The sequence below is a fragment of the Longimicrobium sp. genome, assembly GCA_036377595.1.
Classification (GTDB): Bacteria; Gemmatimonadota; Gemmatimonadetes; order Longimicrobiales; family Longimicrobiaceae; genus Longimicrobium.
Genome location: DASUYB010000154.1, coordinates 1 through 17,638, shown reverse-complemented (window position 1 = coordinate 17,638; position 17,638 = coordinate 1). Strand labels below are relative to the sequence as shown.

The window sequence follows — 17,638 nt, the reverse complement described above, 5'->3', positions numbered from 1 at the left end:
GCTGGGGGTGAAGTGTCTCCTGGAGCGGCTCAGGAAAAGGCGCGGCACCTCGCGGGGCGTGCTTGCGCCTGCGTGAGCGGCTTTGGGGGGCCGTTTTCGGGCTGCACGGCCCCGGGCGAACAAGGAGGCATCCCCGAAGCTCTAGGGGGCACTGCAGGTAGTCCCCACAACCGCCCAGGCAGGTGCGAAGAGCCGGCCTCCATGTCGCCCGGGAGAAACCGCTCCAGGAGGTTTTTACACAGTCTGGGCCTCAGGATGACGTTCTCCTCTGACTTGGGGGAGATTTCTGAATACCAACCTCGATGGCGCAGTTGACGGTCGGCGGTACCTCACACGGAGAGGACGATGGCTGAAGCGACGAGCACGCGCTGGGAGCGCGTGCAGGAGATCCTGGACCGGGCGCACACCGAGCCGCCGGTCTATGGAGGCGCCGGGCGGTTCTGGGGGAGCCTGGACACGCTGCTGGCGGCGGAGATCCACGGCGTGCGCATGGTAGCGCCGCCGCAGCCCGGGGTGAGCGGATGCGGGTGCGGCCACTGCGGCACCTCCGCCGCCGCGGACGAGGAGGCAGCCCAGCCGAAGTACCCCGGCCGCGGCGCCGCCTCAGGGCTGGTGAAGGGGCTGCGCGGACAGACGCCGTTCGACGGGAGCCGGCTGCCACGCCTGCCGTGGGGCGGCCCGCGGGTGGACGGCGACGACATCCGCTTCATCAGCGACTGGATCGACGACGGCTGCCCGACGGACGACTACCGGCAGGGGAAGCTCGCCACCCTCGAGGCGCCGGGCGAGCCGGAGACGCTCCCGCGCATCGCGGTGGGCGCCGACCTGGCGGCGGAGCTGACGCGGCAGGCGTGGGGCGGGCGGCCCGCGATCGAGCCGGCCACGGGGATCCGCCAGCGGATGAACCTCGACTGCCTGGACGACACGCAGATCGACAAGCTGCGCTTCGCCTTCCGCGAGCTGTACGCGCTGAACAAGTGGCCGCGCGACTACCGCAACTACAACAACCTGGCGCTGATCCACCAGGACCACTGCCAGCACGGGTGGGAGCGGTTCCTCCCCTGGCACCGCATCTACCTGTACGAGTTCGAGCAGGCCATGCAGGACGTCTGCCCCGGCATCACCATGCCGTACTGGGACTTCACCATGCCCCGGTACTGCCCCGAGACGCCGTACAAGGGCGACATCATCCCCCGCTCGTTCAAGGCGTTCATCACCCCCGCGGCGCTGGAGTGGCTGCACACGAAGGCCGTCCCCCGCCTGGGCGAGGCGGAGACGATCAAGGTCCGCGACGCCTTCGTCAAACCGGGGAAGCTGTTCAACTCCACCAACCTGTTCTTCACCGAGCTGGGGAAGCTGATCGGCGACGACTTCACCACGGGGCCGTACGGCGACCGTTTCGTGGACGCGCTGATGGACAGCAACCCGCTCTGGTACGCGCTGCGCTTCCCCTCCGAGTACCAGGACAGCAGCGGGAACCCGCAGACCATCAACGAGGCGATCCACTACCACTATCCCACGCAGCGCGACATGGACGAGATCCTGTCGCTGCGCACCTTCCGCGACTTCGGCGGGGGGAGCCTGTACAACGACGCCTTCGGGTTCCTGGACCAGAACCCGCACAACACCATGCACATCTGGACGGGGGGGATGAACCCCGCGTACCAGGCGCCGCCCGCGCAGTCGACGGTGACGGCGCTGCAGCAGGCGTCGTTCCTGGAGCGCAACCGCACGGTGAAGGTGGCGGGGCGGCAGTTCCACACGCGGCAGGAGTTCTACGGCTGGAGGCAGGTGCAGCTGGGCGACATGTTCAGCAATCTCACCGCCAGCTACGACCCCGTCTTCTGGCCGATCCACGCCAACATCGACCGGACGTGGTGGGAGTGGCAGCAGATCAATCCCCACGCCGTTCCCGCCGACCTCACCTCCGTGCTCACCCCGTGGGGCTACACCACGGCCGACACGCTCGACATCTCGCGCTTCGGCTACGAGTACGTGCGCTGCGCCACGGTGATCCCCGTCGGCATGGAGGCGCCCGTCGGGCGGTGGACGTCGCGCCCGATCGACGTCCCCGACGCGGTGCGCGGCGCCTTCCGCCAGGCCGAGGTGCGGCTGAACCGCGTGCCGCAGCTGGAGCGCTCGTGCTTCGTCCGCATCTTCCTGAACCAGCCGGACGCGGACGCGAATACTCCTCCGGAAGGGCCGAACTTCGGCGGGTACCTGGCGGTGTTCGGCCACGGCGAGTGCTTCGGCGGGCCGGGCCACTGCGCCGTCCCCGGGTCGCCGCGTCCCTATGACCTCCGTCCCCGCAGCCACAACACGCCGCGCAACCACCGCGTGAACGTGACCCGCGCCGCCCGCGCGCTGATCGAGGCGGGGGCCACGCAGATCACCGTGACGCTGGTGGTGATCGGCGCGGACTACTGCATCGAGCCCGAGCTGCTGCGGCTGGACAACGTCTCCCTGGTGTTCACCGACTGATCCCGAGGAATCCAATGCCGACGGTCTACAGGATTCACCCCGGGCTCGGCGTGGCCCGCCTGGGAAACAGCCCCGACGACTTCTGCATCAGTGCCGAGCAGCCGGGGGTGCTGCCGATCGAGTGCGACGCGGACGGCAACTCGCTCCCCCTGGGCGCGCCCTACGGCGAGGAGCAGCGGGTGTCGCGCTTCAAGGACGCGGAGGGGCGCATCCGGCGCCAGGCCGCGCGCTTCTCCGTCTGGGTCTACGACGACGACCATCCCGAGGGACGGCAGCTCAAGCTGGGCGACGAGATCTACGGCGGGGGGAACCACGGGACGCTGATCGACATCCAGTGGCGCGTCCATCTCGCCAACAAGAAGGCGGGGTGGTACGAGTTCCAGCAGCTCTCCGGCGAGCACGGCTACCTCGACGGCCATCCCCTGCGCAACCCGCAGGTGACGGGCGACGACGCGCGGCAGCGGCTGATCATCGACCCCGGCCCGCGCGTGGTGTCGCTCACCGACCGGCGCCGCGCCGAGTTCGGGCCCGACGGCGGCGGCCAGTACGCGGCCACGTTCCCGCCGCCGCTGCAGCCGCGCAGCATCGACACGCTGGGCGGCCTGCTGGTGGACGACGAGGCGCGCCTGCTGGTCCTCGGCGGCCACGGGAACTCGGGGACCTACCTGTTCGACGAGTTCGGGCAGCCGCGCATCGAGCACTACGCCAACAACGACGGGTGGTTCGACGACACCAGCGACGGCCCGGTGATGGCGCGGCTGGTGTTCCACAGCCAGGAGGTGGACCAGACGCGCTACGTGGACGTGGAGTATCCCGCGTGGGTGCTGGCCGCGTATCCCGACTACGTCCCCGAGATCCCCGACATCGTGACCATGGAGGAAGTGGTCGAGGACCTCTCCGTCCGCCGGTTCGCGACGCGGACGGACATCTACGGCACGGCGGGGACCTTCGACTGCCCGGAGCGCATCGATCCCGCCGACCAGGAGGCGCTGATCGTGTGGCAGGCGGGGCGGCTGGCGTGGAACCCCGACTTCCGCCCCTGGTTCTGGCGCGACATCTGGCCGATCCTCTGGCGGCCGGAGATGTACCTGTTCCTGACCTCGGTCCTCAGCCAGTCGAACGACCCGCACAACCAGACGGCGCGCGGCACCTTCGACCCCGACCGCATCGGCACGCCGCCCACGGTGGACTGGGGGAAGGTGGCCGAGTGCCTCAAGACGTGCCTCCACCCCGACGCCGTGGCCGAGATGGTGGTGGGCCCGATCGCCACGGTGATCGAGCGGCTGGCGGCGCGCGCGCGGCAGGGCGGCGCGGAGAAGGCGGGAAGGCAGACGACGCTGATGAAGTCCGCGGCGCCGTCCGCCGAGTCGGCGGAGACCTCCGAGCCAGCAGGTGGGGATGGAGATACGGCGTCGCTCCTCTCCGACCTGCGCGGCGCGGTGGCGGAGTTCGCCGAGGCGTCGGGCCCGCAGGCCCCCGCCGAGCCCGCGGCGGCGAAGAAGATGATGATGTCCGCGGAGAGCGCGCCGAAGGCTGGCGACGGCGCCGAGGCGGACGACTCGGCGGAGGTGCGGGCGCGGCTGGAGCAGCGGATTTCCGCGGTGCTGGACGCGCACTTCGGCCCGCCGCCCGCGCCGGAGGCGGGGGAAGGGACGGCGCTGAAAACGCTCGCCGCGCCGGTCTCCAACGCCGCGCCGGAGGACCGCCGGCCGCTGGGGGTGCGCGAGCGGGTGCAGATCGCCGTCGGCCGCCAGCTGCGCCGCCTGCATTCCGGCGACGTGTACCGCGACTGCTTCCGCCGCTGCGTGGCGGCGAACACGACCGACATCTACGGCCCCGAGCGCACCTTCCTCTTCTCCCTGCTGCGCGAGCCGGGCGAGGAGAACCGCTTCGCGCGCGGCGGGCGGCCGACCAGCCGGGTGCACGGCCTGCCGCTGATGCCGCTGCTCTCGGGCGACAACCCCATCACCAACGTGCTGCCGTCGAAGTTCCTGCGGCTGACCGACCTGCAGTACTACCTGCTGAAACAGTGGGCCGAGGGGAAGTTCGTCAACGAGGCCGACGAGGGGTGGATCCCCCAGCCGGACCCGAACGATCCCTACCCCGGCGGCCCCATCGTCAACGGGCGGCAGCTGGACCGGGGGGTGATGAGCCGCATCGTGGGCGGCGCCTTCTGCCCGGGCGGCGAGGTGGGGTGGCTGATGCGCAATCCCGCCATCTACCAGCTCCCCTGGCGCATCAAGGCCGACCCGTCGTTCTACCCCTTCACCCTGACCGCCGCGCAGGCCAACGCGTGGCGCGGACGGATCCCCGAGTCGGACTACGTCTCCTACGCCAGCCAGGACCTGAGCCAGGGGAGCGACTTCGACACCGGGCTGCAGCCGGGGGACCTGACGAAGACGATGGCGCTGCCGTGGCAGTCGGACTTCAACGAGTGCAGCAGCCAGACGATCGACGTGACCTACGAGCTGTGGAACGTGATCGACTTCACCAACCCGCAGGACGAGCTGATGGCGCGGCAGCAGCGCCAGTGGGAAACGCTGTGGTGGCCCGCGCACCGGCCGATGCAGAACTACGAGCTGGCAAGCGTGGCGCCCGACGGGAGCCGCTCGTACCGCTGGCTGGACTGGGCGCGCGGGGTCACGCAGACCAACGCGGGCGACCTGAAGATGGTCACCGAGTGGCCGCGCTTCACCTTCGTGGTCCGCAACACCGCCGATCCCGACCCCTCGTACGCCTTCATCGGCGTCGAGCGCACCCATCGCACCCAGGAGCCGAGATGAGCGCGAACCCCTTCGTGGGCAAGTGGACCTACCGCAGCCTGCTGAACGACCCCACGCTGGCTCCCGATCCGAGCAAGGACCCGCAGGCCTGGGCCGACCTGTTCTTCGGCTACGGGACGATCGAGATCCGGGAGGCGGGGCCGGAGCAGCTGCGGGGGACGATCGGCGGGAGCGGGTGGTCGCTGGACCTGCGCGGGTCGATGAGCTACGGGAACCCCAGCCAGGTGCGCTTCCAGGGGAGGGGTGTGATCAGCGGGTCGGAGTGGATCTACGACTACATCGGCTGGCTCGTTCCCGTGTGGCCGAACAGCACCGACCAGCTGCAGCGCACGGCGATGGTGGGCTCCATCGTGCGCACCATCCCCCACCCCGACGGCAGCGGCGGGACGGCACCCGCCGGCGTCGTCGCGAGCTGGTACGCCGTGCGCGCGGACTGACGATCCTTTGGGTCTCACGCGGAGACGCGGAGAAAAGAAGGAGAGCCGAGTTTCTCCGCGTCTCCGCGGCTCCGCGTGAGGCCATCGATGTCGGCCCACCTGCGTCAGATGTCATCCTGAGGGCGCGGGCGCCGAACTCTCGTCATGGGCGATGCTTGCCGCGCCCGAAGGATCTTGCCTGACCCGCGGAGATGCCCGCACGACCCAGGCATTGCCGCGGACGATGCAAGATCCTTCGTCGGCGCCATGATCCGGCGCGGACGCGGTGATGGTGCGGCGCCTCCTCAGGATGACACCGGTGTTGGATTGGTCGATCCCGGGGCGCTGCACAGGATGTCGGCCCGGCACGCGCACCCGCCAGATGTCATCCTGAGGGCGCGGGCGCCGAACTCTCGTCATGGGCGATGCTTGCCGCGCCCGAAGGATCTTGCCTGACCGCGGAGATGCCCGCGCGACGAACAGACATCTCCGCGGACGATGCAAGATCCTTCGTCGGCGCCGTGATCCGGCGCGGACGCGGTGATGGTGCGGCGCCTCCTCAGGATGACATCCGGAAGGTATCCGGGCTTTTTCCCATTCACTCAGTCACATGAGCACGATCGACGTCGCGGTGATCGGCGGCGGGCCGGGGGGATGCGCGGCGGCGCTGGCGCTGCGCGCGCACGCCCCCGGCCTGTCCGTCGCGGTGATCGAGGCCACGCGCTACGACGGGCCGCGCATCGGCGAGACGCTGCCGCCGCCCGCCGCCGGCGTGCTGGCGCACCTGGGCGCGTGGGACGCGTTCCAGACGCAGGGCCATCACCCCGCGTACGCCACGGCGGCCGCGTGGGGGTCAGACGTCCCGCACGAGCACGACTTCCTCTTCGGCATTCGCGACGCCGGCTGGCACCTGCACCGCGGGCGGTTCGACGCGATGCTGGCCGCGCGGGCCGCCGCCCGCGGCGCGAACGTCCGCCTCGGCGTGCGCGTCACCGACGCGGCGCGGGAGGGGGATGGCTGGCGGCTCGCGCTCGGCGACGGCGGGGAGATGCGGGCGCGCTTCGTCATCGACGCGACCGGCGCGGGCGCATCCTTCGCGCGGAAGTTCGGAGATGCGCGGATGGTGGCGATGGACCGCCTCGCGGGGTTCGTCCGCTTCTTCCGCCAGCCCGAATCCCCCGATCCCCGAACCCTGGTCGAGGCGTTCGAGGACGGATGGTGGTACACGGCGCCGCTCCCGAACGGCGGCCGCGTCGCCGCGTGCATGACGGACAGCGACCTCGCGCGCCGACTGCGGCTGGACGACGTGGGCGAGTGGTCGGCGCTCCTGGCCCGCACCGCGCCGCGCGTCTCCGCGGCGATGGCGGGCGCGGAAGCGGAGGGCGCGCCCGTGGTCCGCGCGGCGCGCACCCGCCGCCTCGACCCCGTCACGGGTGTAGGGTGGATCGCCGTGGGCGATGCGGCATCGGCGCTCGATCCGCTCAGCAGCCAGGGGATCCTGAAGGCGCTGCGCTCCGGCATCTACGCCGCCTACGCCGCGGGCGACCTGCTGGCGAAGGGCGACGCGCGGGGGATGGAGCGCTACCGCGCGTTCCTCGACCACGAGCACACCGGCTATCTCCGCGCGAAGCAGCGCTACTATGCAGAGGAGCGGCGCTGGCCGGAGAGCGAGTTCTGGCGCCGCCGCCAGCACGCGCCTCAGCCGGCGTGATCAGGCGAATGCAGGAAAAGAAGCAAGTATCACGCGGTTTGGACGATACGCGTCGATTGCGCACTTACGAACGATAAATTAAAACTTTATGGAGCGCCGGTGAGTACCCATCATCTTACCCCGGAGGAGCACGTGAAGAAGAAGATGAAGCTGCAGCTCGACGACCTGCAGGTAGAGACGTTCCGGACCACGCCCGTGGACGGGGAGCCGGGAACTGTGTTCGGGCACGTGTACAGCCGTGCCGGGCAGTTCTCCTGCGACGCGGTCTACAACACCTGCGCCGCCAGCTGCGGCACCGCCTGCGAGTCGCACAACACCTGCGATTACTTCACCTGCCCCGGGTACGTGTCCCGGTGGGACGGCGACGCGTTCTGCATCGAATGCTGATCCGGCGCGGCACCGCGCCGTGAACGCACGAAGCCCCGCCTCCGGGAGGAAGCGGGGCTTCGCGGCGTCTGGCCGTCGGAAGCGAGAGGTCAGACGCCGTAGTAGCGGCGGGCGTCGCGCTCCTCGGCGGCGCACTGGCTGCGGACCTGGTACTGCCAGCGCAGGTCCAGCGGCCGCTGGCGCGCCAGGGCGCGGCAGTTCGCGTCGTGCTGGCGCTTCCAGGCGTCGAACGAGCTGCGGCTGCTGCCGCCGTACACGGTGCCGTAACGCCCGTCGCCGTAGCGTCCGTCGTTGATCACCCGGCCGTAGCTGTCGACCGTGCGGCCGTAGCGGTCGGTGCGGCGGCCGTAGTTGTCGTACGTGTAGCCGCCGTTGTAGCGCGGATCGTAGCGCCGGTCGTAGCGGTTGGAGCCCCGGCCGCAGTTCTCCACGGTGTTGTGCGGGTTGCCGCGCCCGATGCACCACCCCGGCGGCACTCGGCGGCGCAGCGTGCCGCTGTTGCGGTAGCTGTCGCTGCGGCGGTAGCTGTCGGTGCGGTTGCGCAGCACGCGGTCGGTCCAGCGGTCGTCGTCGTCGCGGTCGCTGCGGCGGACGCGGTCGTCGCGGTCGTCGTTGCGGCGGATGTGCTGCTGCTCCTTGGCCTCGTGGCCGCGGCCGTTCCCGCCGCCGTTGCCGTGCCCGCGCCCCTTCTGGGCCAGCGCCGGCGACGTCGAGAGCGCCGCCGCCACCACCAGCGCCAGGGGGAACGAAAGGCTCTTCTTCATTGCTCAGAAACTCCTGGTTTCGGCGATCTGCTACACCGGTTCGACCCCTCTGACGAGCAAGTGCGGTGCCAAGTCACGCTTGTGCAAGGAGATGCGGATTTTCCCAGCGGGAACGCGGGTTTCCGCGCGGTGAGACAAAGTGGTGACGGAGCGGCCGTCCCCGCGCGGGGACGGGGGCGTCCGCGGAGGGGACAGGCGGCGGGACGTGGGACGAACGGTGCGGACGGCGCCGTATACAGTATTTCCGCTCCCTTGCGTGCGGGGCGCACGGCGGCCTACGTTGGCGCCCACCCATTCACGCTCATCCCACACCCGGTCCGAACCCAGCCAGGAGCCGAGGTCCCCATGAAACGTGCGCCGTACGCGCTCGTGCTGGCGGCGGCCGCGGCGTGCGCGCAGGGGCAGGCCCGGCCGGCCGCGCGCCCCGCCGCGCAGAGCCAGCCCGCCTCCACCCCGCGCGCCCCCGCGCCCACGCCGTTCCCCAGCACGTACCGCCCCTTCCCCTCCACGCCCACGCTCATCCGCGGCGGCACCGTGCTGACCGCGGCGGGGCAGGTCATCCCCAACGGCCAGGTGCTGCTGGTGGACGGGAAGATCGCCGCCGTCGGGGCGACGGTCGACGCGCCCGCGGGCGTCACCGTGATCGACGCCACCAACCGCTTCGTCACCCCCGGCGTGATCGACACGCACTCGCACCTGGGCGTCTATCCGTCGCCCGGGGTGCAGGCGCACAGCGACGGGAACGAGGCCACCTCTCCCAACACCGCCGAGGTGTGGGCCGAGCACTCGGTGTGGCCGCAGGACCCCGGCTTCGTGCGCGCGCTGGAGGGCGGCGTCACGACGATGCAGATCCTCCCCGGGAGCGCCAACCTGTTCGGCGGGCGCAGCGTGGTGCTGAAGAACGTGCCCAGCCGCACCGTGCAGGGGATGAAGTTCCCCGGCGCGCCGTACGGGCTGAAGATGGCCTGCGGCGAGAACCCCAAGCGGGTGTACGGCAACCGAGGCGGCCCCAGCACCCGCATGGGCGAGATGGCCGCCGACCGGCAGGCGTGGATCCGCGCGCAGCAGTACCGCGACAAGTGGGAGCGGTGGGACCGCGACCACTCGGGGACCGCGCCCGAGCGCGACCTGGAGCTGGAGACGCTGGTGGGCGTGATGCGCGGCGAGATCCTGGTGCACAACCACTGCTACCGGGCCGACGAGATGGCGCAGATGATCGACATGTCGCACGAGTTCGGCTACCGCATCCGCTCCTTCCACCACGGCGTGGAAGCGTACAAGGTGCGCGACCTGCTGGCCGCCGACTCGATCGGCGCGTCGCTGTGGGCCGACTGGTGGGGGTTCAAGATGGAGGCGCTCGACTTCACCCGCGCCAACCTGCCGCTGGTGTTCGAGGCCGGCGTGCGCGCCATCGTGCACTCCGACGACCCCACGGGGATCCAGAAGCTGAACCAGGAGGCCGCGAAGGCCATCGAGGCGGGGCGGGAGATCGGGATCGACGTGTCGCTGAACGACGCCGTTCGCTGGATCACCGCCAACCCCGCGTGGGCGCTGGGGATCGACCGCTGGGTGGGCACGCTCGAGCCGGGGAAGAACGCCGACGTGGTGATCTGGTCGGGGAACCCCTTCTCCGTCTACACGCGGGCCGACCAGGTCTTCATCGACGGGGCGCTGATGTACGACCGCTCGAACCCGCGGCGCCAGCCGCGCACCGACTTCGAGGTGGGGCTCTTTCCGGCGGAGGCGGGACGATGAGAACAGGAACCATCGCCGCCGCGCTGCTGCTGGCCGCGGCGCCGGCCGCCGCGCAGACGATCGCCATCGAGGGCGGCACGGTGTACACCGCCGTGGGCGCGCCCATCCGCGGCGGCACGGTGCTGATCCGCGACGGCCGCATCGCCGCCGTGGGCGCCAGCGTCCCCGTCCCCGCCGGCGCGCTGCGCGTGGACGCGCGGGGGAAGTGGGTCACCCCGGGGCTGATCGAGAGCAGCACCAACCTGGGGCTGGTCGAGGTCGAGCAGGTGCAGGAGACCAACGACTTCCGCATCCGCGAGGCGCAGGGGGGCGACCAGGTGGCCGCCGCCTTCAACGTGTCCGACGGGATCAACCCGCGCAGCATGGTCATCCCCGTCACCCGCATCGCCGGGGTGACCACGGTGATCACCCGGCCCAGCGGCGGCCTGATCGCCGGGCAGGGGATCGCCATCGACCTGCTGGGGAACCGGGTGGAGGACATGACCATCCGCTCGCCGGCGGGGATGTGGGCCAGCATCTCCGAGAACGCGCGCGACGCGGGGAACGGCGCGCGCGGCGGGCTGACCATGCGGCTGCGCGAGGTGCTGGAGGACGCGCGCGCCTGGAACACCAGCCGCCAGGCCTTCGAGCGCGGCGAAACGCGCGACTTCTCGGTCAGCCGGCTGGACCTGGCGGCGCTGCAGCCGGTGCTGGCCGGGCGCCAGCCGCTGGTGGTGGAGGCGCACCGCGCCAGCGACATCCAGGCCGCCATCCGCATCGCGCGCGAGTACGGCCTGCGGCTGATCATCTCCGGCGGCACCGAGGCGTGGATGGTGGCGGGCGACCTGGCCGCCGCGCGGGTGCCGGTGATCGTGAAGGTGCTGAACAACCTCCCCGGCAGCTTCGAGTCGCTCGGCGCGACGTACGAGAACGCGGCACGGCTGCGGCAGGCGGGGGTGCAGGTGGCCATCACCAGCGGCGAGACCTTCAAGGCCTACACCCTGCGCCAGGAGGCGGGGAACGCCGTGGCCTACGGGCTGCCGTGGGACGAGGCGTTCCGCGCGGTCACCCTCTACCCCGCGCAGATCTGGGGGCTGGCCGACGGCTACGGGTCGCTGGAGGTGGGGAAGGTGGCCGACGTGGTGGTGTGGGACGGCGACCCGCTGGAGCTGCTGACGCGCGTCGAGCACGTGTTCATCCGCGGCCGCGAGGTGCCGCTGGTCAGCCGCGAGACGCAGCTGCGCGACCGCTACCGCCACATCGACGACTCGCGCGCGTATCGTCCGTGATTCGCTGGAGATCGTGATTTCCGGGCGTCCCCCGCAGTTCGGCGCGGGGGACGCTCTCTTTTTGCCTCACGCGGAGCCGCGGAGACGCGGAGAACTGATCGCGGAACCGGGGAATTCGGTTGATGCACCTGGACCGATGCCACGCCGACGTCACCGTCAGCACGGAGATTCGGTCGGACGCGCCAATGCCGCACCCGGACCTGGCATACGTTCTCCGCGTCTCCGCGGCTCCGCGTGAGGCATTTCTCCAGTAGCTGGAGATGGACGATATTTCCAATTGCAGACATTAAACGTTTGGATTAGATTCGCTCGTCCCTTCGGAAGAGCTTCAATGGAGTCGAGGGTGTGCGATCTCCTGCGTCCGCGCGGAGACTGCCTGCCGCTCTTATTTGGCCCTGAGAAGCAGTTCCGCGCGATTCCCCGTGGAAGGAGGTAGGATGCATCGCTCCACCCTGCGCTGCGCGGCGCTCCTGGCGCTGTTCGCGGCGGCCGGCTGCGACAACACGCCGACCGCGACTCCGGCCAGCGGCGCCGCCCCCCAGGCGCCGCACTTCACGCTGGCGGCTCCCACCGGGCTGTCGGTGACCAACTCCGGCGGCTATCCGCTGATCGGCTGGACCGCGCCGGCCGGCGCGACCTCGTACACGGTGAGCCTGATCAACTACAACTCGATCAACGGCAACTATTCGCGGCGCTTCATCGGGGCGCTGGGTACCACCACCTCGACCTCGTTCCTGGATTCCAGCAACCCGTACACGGGCTCGTACATGAAGTGCGACGTGGAGGGCCCCGACGGCAACCTGTATGGCGGCTGGTACGAGTACCAGGTGGTGGCGAACTACCCCACGGGCAGCAGCCTCGGCAACCGCATCTACGCCCCCATCGGCGACTGCTGATCGCGCCGCGCCGAATTCTCTCGCGTTCCCCGCCATCCGCGCGGGGGACGCTCTCTTTTTGGCTCACGCAGAGGTCGCAGAGGTCACAGAGGAAGAAAGGTGTTCGCGGTAGGCTCCTCTGCGTCCTCTGCGTCCTCTGCGACCTCTGCGTGAGATTCCATTTCAGGTGATTTCGGGGTGATGAGGATGCCTGAATCTGCAGACGAACCCGGCCCGCAGATCCTCATCACCCGGAGCACTTCGATGAATCCCACCGGTCCCTCCCCCGCGGTGCGGCGATGGATGCCGCTGGTGCTGCTCGCCGTCATCGCCGGCGGATGCGACAGCAGGCAGCAGGTCGACACGCAGGCGCAGGCGCTGCGCAAGGTGGTGGACGGCCGCGGCGTGGGCCCCGCCATGGGCGACGACCCCGTCCCCTCCGCGCGCGAGGCGCAGGCGCTCTGGATCGCGCGGCGGGCCATCGCGCGGATGAAGTTCCTCACCGACAGCGTGTCGGCCAAGTACGGCATCGACATCAACCAGCCGCCCGCCGCCTTCAACGAGCAGGAGTACTACGCCACCGCCGCGCGGCACCCCGAGGTGCGTCGGTACTTCGCCAGCTACGCCCAGTACGCCGCCGACGTGCGCCGGAACGCCTTCCCGTGGCTGCGCGAGCGGATGCGCGAGGACGCCGCGCGCACCCGCCTGGGCGGCGACTTCGAGCGCGGGCTGGCGCGCGGCTTCGACCGCAAGGTGCCCGACTTCCAGCGCTCGATGGAGACGGCCGAGGCGTCGGCAAAGGAGATCGTGGCGCTGCACGACTACCTGGTGTCGATCGGTCCGCGCGTGCACTGGAGCGGCGGCCGCGTGCTCTTCGACCGCAACGACGAGCTCGACCGCGCGTCGGAGATGGACCGCCACGCGCGCGCCGGCTTCCAGGAAGCGGCCGAGTTCGCCCAGCGCTCCGAGCAGCAGGGCCGCTTGGACCTCCAGCAGCTCACCACCGAGATCACGAGTCACTGACGTCCGGTGAGGAGACGAGAACGGGCCGGGAGGCGATCGCCCCCCGGCCCGCTTTCACGTTCCACTGCCTCTCAGTCGTTGAAGTCGCCGCAGGAGACGATCGTCGCCAGGTTCGTGGGCGAGGCGTGCACGTTGATGATGTAGTTCTTCGCCTCGTTCAGCTGCACCGGCACGTGCGCCTCGGCCGTGGCGCGGCCGTCGGCGCCCACCACCAGCGGCGGATAGGCCGACGCCGGGCCGACCACGGGCGGGCTGGCGTCGCCGCACTTGCCCTCGTGCACGTGCCAGGGGAGCCGCGCGCCGGCCTGGGCGCCGGCCACGCTCACGCTCACGTGCGTCATGTCGTGCGCCGTGCTCCCGGTCGCGGTGCCGCTGATCCCCGAGCCGCCGACGGGGCTCAGCGAGCCGCTCCAACCCTCGGGGGCGCCGGGCCGCTGCACGTCGACGTCCATCTTCCCCGAGCCCGGGTCCGTCTCCACCTTCACCGTCCGCGCGCAAGCGGCCGCGAACAGCACCGCGAGCGCCATCGTCGCGATTCGCATATCCCACCTCCTCTGCTGTCGTGAGGGGACGGGACATTCTGCACAATCCGCACCAGCCGCGCACCGGCGGCATCCCGCGCGGACCGTGCTGCTACGCGCGCAATCCGCCAATCCACCCGTCCGTCCAGCAGCGGATCGCGGGCGGTGAAGGACGGCGAAGGCGGGGGATGACACATGTTTACCGCGCGGTTAGATTCGTCCCCATCCGATCCACGATCCCGCTTTCCGACCGAACACGCATGCTCCGAGTCTTCCTTCGCGCCGCGCTCCCGGCCGCGGCGTCGGCCGTGATCGCGCTTCCCCTGGCCGCGCAGGACGGGCCGTGCCGCATCGTTCCCGACACGGTGCCGGCGCCGTCGCGCGAGCAGATCGCCGAGCGGCAGCAGCTACGGCTATCGCTGGACAGCATCGCGCGGCGCAACGGCGTGGCCGAGCCGTCCGCCATCCTCTTCGTGGACGTGGACAGCGCGCGCAAGGGCAACGTCGTCTTCATCGACTCGAACCTGACGCCCGGCGCGCGCGACGCGGCGCTCACGCGCGTGGCCGACTACCTGACCACGCTCGAGGCCGGCCGCGCGTACCAGGCGCTGATCCGCCTCGACGGCGAGTACGTGGCTCCCGCCCCGGGGAAGCGCAGCTGCAGCCCCGTGCTGGAGAACCGCGGCGAGCTGAGCGACCTGATGCAGGCGGTGATCGAGCGCCATCCCGGCAAGCGCTCGCAGCCGGAGAGCAAGCGCGCGATCGTGCGGCTGGTGGTGAACCGCCGCGGCACCGTCTCGTACGCCGAGGTGGTGCAGCCCACCGGCGACGCGTTCATCGACCAGTACGTGCAGGGGATCGCCGAGCGGCTGCGCTTCACCCCCGCGTCGGTCGACGGCGTCCCCTACGACGTGCGCTTCCGCTTCACCATGACGTTCAACCTGCACTGACGCCGGTGTTGATTGTGCATTCCGATCGGATGTCATTCCGAGCGGCGCCGCTGCTCCGAACCTCCAATCGCGCTGATGCCAGGCGGCGCCGAGGAATCTGTGGCATGCGTCCGGGCGACAGGCGGCCTGTGGCTCGGGAGCCGGCCACAGATTCCTCCCTCCAATGCACAGTTGATCCTGGAATCCGGTATAACCATCCAATTGGAGGCAGATTGACGGAAGCCGTGGCGGCGGGATAGACTTTCCAGCGCGCGGGTCGGAGACCTCCTCCGCCCGCGCGATGTTTTTCACCGGCACCTCGCACTCCTGGCGATGCACCTGCTTCCGCTCCTGACCGCGCTGATCGCGGGCTTCGCGCACGCGCTGGAGCCCGACCACATGGCGGCGGTCACCACCTTCGTCTCGCGCCGCCCGCGCCCCGCGCAGGCGGTGGCGTTCGGCGTGCGCTGGGGGGTGGGGCACTCCGCGTCGCTGCTGGTGGTGGGGCTGGTGCTGGTGATGCTGGACCTGCGCGTGCCCGAGCGGCTGACGCGCGGGCTGGAGTTCGGCGTGGGCGGGATGCTGCTGGGGCTGGGGATCTGGCTGCTGTGGAGCGTGCTGCACGAGCGCGCGCACCGCTTGGCCGAGCGCGGCCATCCGCACCCGCACGGACATTCGCACACACATGGAAGCCTGTGGGTGGGGATGGCGCACGGGCTGGCGGGAACGGCGCCGCTGGTGGCGCTCCTGCCCGCGGCGCTCACGCGCTCGCCGTGGCAGGCGGGCGGCTACCTGCTCTTCTTCGGCGTCGGCACCACCGTTGCGATGGGCCTCTACGCCGTCGCCGCCGGGCTCGTGTTCGACCAGGCCGGCAGCCGCGTCCCGGCGCTGGGCCGCACGCTGCGCACCCTCACCGCGCTCGGCAGCGCCGTGCTCGGGATGGCGTGGATGGCCGGAGCCGTCGCGGCCTGACAACTCAGCACTCAACACTCAGCCCTCCGAGGACGAATGTCGGACGAAACGCAGCCCGCGGCCGAGCCGCAGGTCACCATCACCGTGCGCAACAACGGGCCGTACCGCGTGGAGGGGCCGATCCGGCTGATCGACGCGGACGGGCACGAGTATCCGCTCACGCCGGGGAAGCCGATCTCCCTCTGCCGCTGCGGCGGGTCGACCAACAAGCCGTTCTGCGACGGCACACACTCGCGCATCGGCTTCATGGCCGCCGAGCGCGCCGTCCGCGAGGCCGAGGGCGAGGCGTCGTAAGCCCGGAGTCTCCGTCGAATCCATGGGAGACCGAGAATCGTTCTTGACACCACCGGCTGGTTCCGGTAGAGTGGCAGTCATGACCCGCGCCGCCTGCTCCCGCGCCTGTACCGCCTGTCGCCCGTCCGCGGACGGACGGATGGTGCGCGCGCGCCGCTGAGGCGCGGGTCGTTTTCATCGCCGGGCGCCAGCCCGGCCGCACCGCCCGGTCCGCATCCCCTGCGTGGCCGGGCGTTCGTGTCTTCCGGAAGACCGGGCGCGGCCGGAGCGGCGGGCGGGCGAAACCATGAGCAAACCGGAGGTAGGGATGACGGACACGCTGACCGCGGCCACCCCCATCGAGGCGCGCGGCTACGCGCACCCCGAGGCGCTGGTCTCCACCCAGTGGGTCGCCGAGCACCTGGACGATCCGAACGTGCGCATCGCCGAGAGCGACGAGGACGTGCTGCTGTACGACGTGGGCCACGTTCCCGGCGCGGTGAAGATCGACTGGCACACCGACCTGCAGCATCCCCTCAACCGCGACTACCTGGACGAGGAGGCGTTCGCGAAGCTGATGCGGGAGAAGGGGATCACGCCGGAGACGACGGTGATCTTCTACGGCGACAAGAACAACTGGTGGGCCACCTACGCGCTCTGGGTGTTCCGCCTGTTCGGCCACGACCGGGTGAAGATCATGGACGGCGGCCGGAAGAAGTGGGACGACGAGGGGCGCCCGACCACCACGGACTATCCGTCGTATCCGCCCACGGAGTACCCGGTCCCGAAGCGCGACGACGCGAAGATCCGCGCCTTCCGCGACGAGGTGCTGGACCACGTGAAGAAGCACGGACAGCTGGTGGACGTGCGCTCGCCCGAGGAGTACCGCGGCGAAAAGCTGCACATGCCCGAGTATCCGCAAGAAGGTGCCGTGCGCGGCGGCCACATCCCGGGGGCCAAGAACATGCCCTGGGCGCGCGCCGTGAACCCCGACACCGGCGAGTTCAAGAGCTCCGACGAGCTGAAGGAGCTGTACGAGGGGCAACTGGGGCTGCAGGGCGGCCAGGACACCATCGCCTACTGCCGCATCGGCGAGCGCAGCTCGCACACCTGGTTCGCGCTCAGCTACCTGCTGGGCTGGAAGAACGTGCGCAACTACGACGGCTCGTGGACGGAATGGGGGAACGCCGTGCGGCTGCCGATCGAACGGCCGTAACCATCGAACGCATCTTCGTTCCGTGGGAGTTTGCGAGTAAACTCGCGGCTACAACGGCACACAGTCCGCCTGCGCAGACTTCACGGCAACGACGAACGACGAAGGGCCTCTCGCGATGAGAGGCCCTTCGTCGTTGAAGTTGGCGCAGGCCGACTGCGTGCCGTTGTAGCGGCGAGTTCACTCGCATACTGCGAAGCCAAATCACGAAGGGTCTCGATCGATCTGCGCCCTCGATCCTCGTGATCGGAAGACGTGGTTCACGCC

At 70.4% G+C, this 17,638-nt stretch carries 15 protein-coding genes; 13 read left to right on the top strand and 2 right to left on the bottom strand.

Annotation, left to right across the window (positions count from 1 at the left end; translation table 11 throughout):
- The first annotated feature begins 345 nt into the window (after positions 1 to 345).
- From VF092_26790 to VF092_26770, 5 genes are all read left to right on the top strand, one after another.
- Positions 346 to 2,481 (top strand): tyrosinase family protein, encoded by a 2,136-nt coding sequence (locus tag VF092_26790; protein HEX6750924.1) that lies wholly within the window; start codon positions 346 to 348, stop codon positions 2,479 to 2,481.
- Positions 2,482 to 2,495: 14 nt separating this feature from the next.
- Positions 2,496 to 5,264 carry a LodA/GoxA family CTQ-dependent oxidase gene (locus tag VF092_26785; GenBank protein HEX6750923.1) on the top strand — a complete coding sequence of 923 codons (2,769 nt, stop codon included), beginning with the start codon at positions 2,496 to 2,498 and terminating at the stop codon, positions 5,262 to 5,264.
- On the top strand, positions 5,261 to 5,701 hold the full coding sequence (locus tag VF092_26780) for a hypothetical protein (GenBank protein ID HEX6750922.1): 441 nt from the start codon (positions 5,261 to 5,263) through the stop codon (positions 5,699 to 5,701). Before VF092_26785 ends, VF092_26780 begins: the two co-directional genes overlap by 4 nt.
- Positions 5,702 to 6,290: 589 nt before the next feature.
- A complete protein-coding gene (locus VF092_26775) occupies positions 6,291 to 7,391 on the top strand; it encodes an FAD-dependent oxidoreductase (GenBank protein HEX6750921.1) in 1,101 nt (366 codons plus the stop codon).
- Between the two features lie 132 nt (positions 7,392 to 7,523).
- Positions 7,524 to 7,778 (top strand): hypothetical protein, encoded by a 255-nt coding sequence (locus VF092_26770; protein HEX6750920.1) that lies wholly within the window; start codon positions 7,524 to 7,526, stop codon positions 7,776 to 7,778.
- A gap of 89 nt (positions 7,779 to 7,867) precedes the next feature.
- On the opposite strand, the gene VF092_26765 is transcribed toward VF092_26770, so the two are convergent.
- A complete protein-coding gene (locus VF092_26765; protein HEX6750919.1) occupies positions 7,868 to 8,542 on the bottom strand; it encodes a hypothetical protein in 675 nt (224 codons plus the stop codon).
- 345 nt (positions 8,543 to 8,887) lie between these two features.
- On the opposite strand from VF092_26765, the gene VF092_26760 reads away from it, so the two are divergent.
- From VF092_26760 to VF092_26745, 4 genes are all read left to right on the top strand, one after another.
- The gene (locus VF092_26760) at positions 8,888 to 10,297 is read left to right on the top strand and encodes an amidohydrolase family protein (GenBank protein ID HEX6750918.1); all 1,410 of its coding nucleotides are present in this window, start codon (positions 8,888 to 8,890) and stop codon (positions 10,295 to 10,297) included.
- The gene (locus tag VF092_26755) at positions 10,294 to 11,565 is read left to right on the top strand and encodes an amidohydrolase family protein (GenBank protein HEX6750917.1); all 1,272 of its coding nucleotides are present in this window, start codon (positions 10,294 to 10,296) and stop codon (positions 11,563 to 11,565) included. The genes VF092_26760 and VF092_26755 overlap by 4 nt, the downstream gene beginning before the upstream one ends.
- Positions 11,566 to 12,002: 437 nt before the next feature.
- Positions 12,003 to 12,461 carry a hypothetical protein gene (locus VF092_26750; GenBank protein ID HEX6750916.1) on the top strand — a complete coding sequence of 153 codons (459 nt, stop codon included), beginning with the start codon at positions 12,003 to 12,005 and terminating at the stop codon, positions 12,459 to 12,461.
- Positions 12,462 to 12,704: 243 nt separating this feature from the next.
- A complete protein-coding gene (locus VF092_26745) occupies positions 12,705 to 13,463 on the top strand; it encodes a hypothetical protein (protein HEX6750915.1) in 759 nt (252 codons plus the stop codon).
- Between the two features lie 71 nt (positions 13,464 to 13,534).
- Here the strand turns inward: VF092_26745 and VF092_26740 are convergent, their stop codons facing one another.
- Entirely contained in the window at positions 13,535 to 14,005 is a 471-nt protein-coding gene (locus VF092_26740; GenBank protein HEX6750914.1) for a hypothetical protein, read from the bottom strand.
- Between the two features lie 239 nt (positions 14,006 to 14,244).
- Here VF092_26740 and VF092_26735 point away from each other — a divergent pair, with 239 nt between their 5' ends.
- From VF092_26735 to VF092_26720, 4 genes are all read left to right on the top strand, one after another.
- A complete protein-coding gene (locus VF092_26735) occupies positions 14,245 to 14,934 on the top strand; it encodes a TonB family protein (GenBank protein ID HEX6750913.1) in 690 nt (229 codons plus the stop codon).
- Positions 14,935 to 15,246: 312 nt separating this feature from the next.
- Positions 15,247 to 15,885 (top strand): sulfite exporter TauE/SafE family protein, encoded by a 639-nt coding sequence (locus VF092_26730; GenBank protein ID HEX6750912.1) that lies wholly within the window; start codon positions 15,247 to 15,249, stop codon positions 15,883 to 15,885.
- A gap of 36 nt (positions 15,886 to 15,921) precedes the next feature.
- Positions 15,922 to 16,179 (top strand): CDGSH iron-sulfur domain-containing protein, encoded by a 258-nt coding sequence (locus VF092_26725; GenBank protein HEX6750911.1) that lies wholly within the window; start codon positions 15,922 to 15,924, stop codon positions 16,177 to 16,179.
- Between the two features lie 307 nt (positions 16,180 to 16,486).
- Positions 16,487 to 17,374: a sulfurtransferase gene (locus VF092_26720; GenBank protein HEX6750910.1), complete on the top strand. Its 888-nt coding sequence runs from the start codon at positions 16,487 to 16,489 to the stop codon at positions 17,372 to 17,374.
- Positions 17,375 to 17,638: the final 264 nt, after the last annotated feature.

Excerpts from the sequence above, each read along its gene's own strand:
- VF092_26785 (HEX6750923.1), top strand. The coding sequence starts at position 2,496 with ATGCCGACGGTCTACAGGATTCACCCCGGGCTCGGCGTGGCCCGCCTG.
- VF092_26755 (HEX6750917.1), top strand. The coding sequence starts at position 10,294 with ATGAGAACAGGAACCATCGCCGCCGCGCTGCTGCTGGCCGCGGCGCCG.
- VF092_26740 (HEX6750914.1), bottom strand. The coding sequence starts at position 14,005 with ATGCGAATCGCGACGATGGCGCTCGCGGTGCTGTTCGCGGCCGCTTGC.
- VF092_26780 (HEX6750922.1), top strand. The coding sequence starts at position 5,261 with ATGAGCGCGAACCCCTTCGTGGGCAAGTGGACCTACCGCAGCCTGCTG.
- VF092_26745 (HEX6750915.1), top strand. The coding sequence starts at position 12,705 with ATGAATCCCACCGGTCCCTCCCCCGCGGTGCGGCGATGGATGCCGCTG.
- VF092_26790 (HEX6750924.1), top strand. The coding sequence starts at position 346 with ATGGCTGAAGCGACGAGCACGCGCTGGGAGCGCGTGCAGGAGATCCTG.
- VF092_26750 (HEX6750916.1), top strand. The coding sequence starts at position 12,003 with ATGCATCGCTCCACCCTGCGCTGCGCGGCGCTCCTGGCGCTGTTCGCG.
- VF092_26735 (HEX6750913.1), top strand. The coding sequence starts at position 14,245 with ATGCTCCGAGTCTTCCTTCGCGCCGCGCTCCCGGCCGCGGCGTCGGCC.
- VF092_26760 (HEX6750918.1), top strand. The coding sequence starts at position 8,888 with ATGAAACGTGCGCCGTACGCGCTCGTGCTGGCGGCGGCCGCGGCGTGC.
- VF092_26720 (HEX6750910.1), top strand. The coding sequence starts at position 16,487 with ATGACGGACACGCTGACCGCGGCCACCCCCATCGAGGCGCGCGGCTAC.
- VF092_26765 (HEX6750919.1), bottom strand. The coding sequence starts at position 8,542 with ATGAAGAAGAGCCTTTCGTTCCCCCTGGCGCTGGTGGTGGCGGCGGCG.
- VF092_26725 (HEX6750911.1), top strand. The coding sequence starts at position 15,922 with ATGTCGGACGAAACGCAGCCCGCGGCCGAGCCGCAGGTCACCATCACC.
- VF092_26775 (HEX6750921.1), top strand. The coding sequence starts at position 6,291 with ATGAGCACGATCGACGTCGCGGTGATCGGCGGCGGGCCGGGGGGATGC.
- VF092_26730 (HEX6750912.1), top strand. The coding sequence starts at position 15,247 with ATGCACCTGCTTCCGCTCCTGACCGCGCTGATCGCGGGCTTCGCGCAC.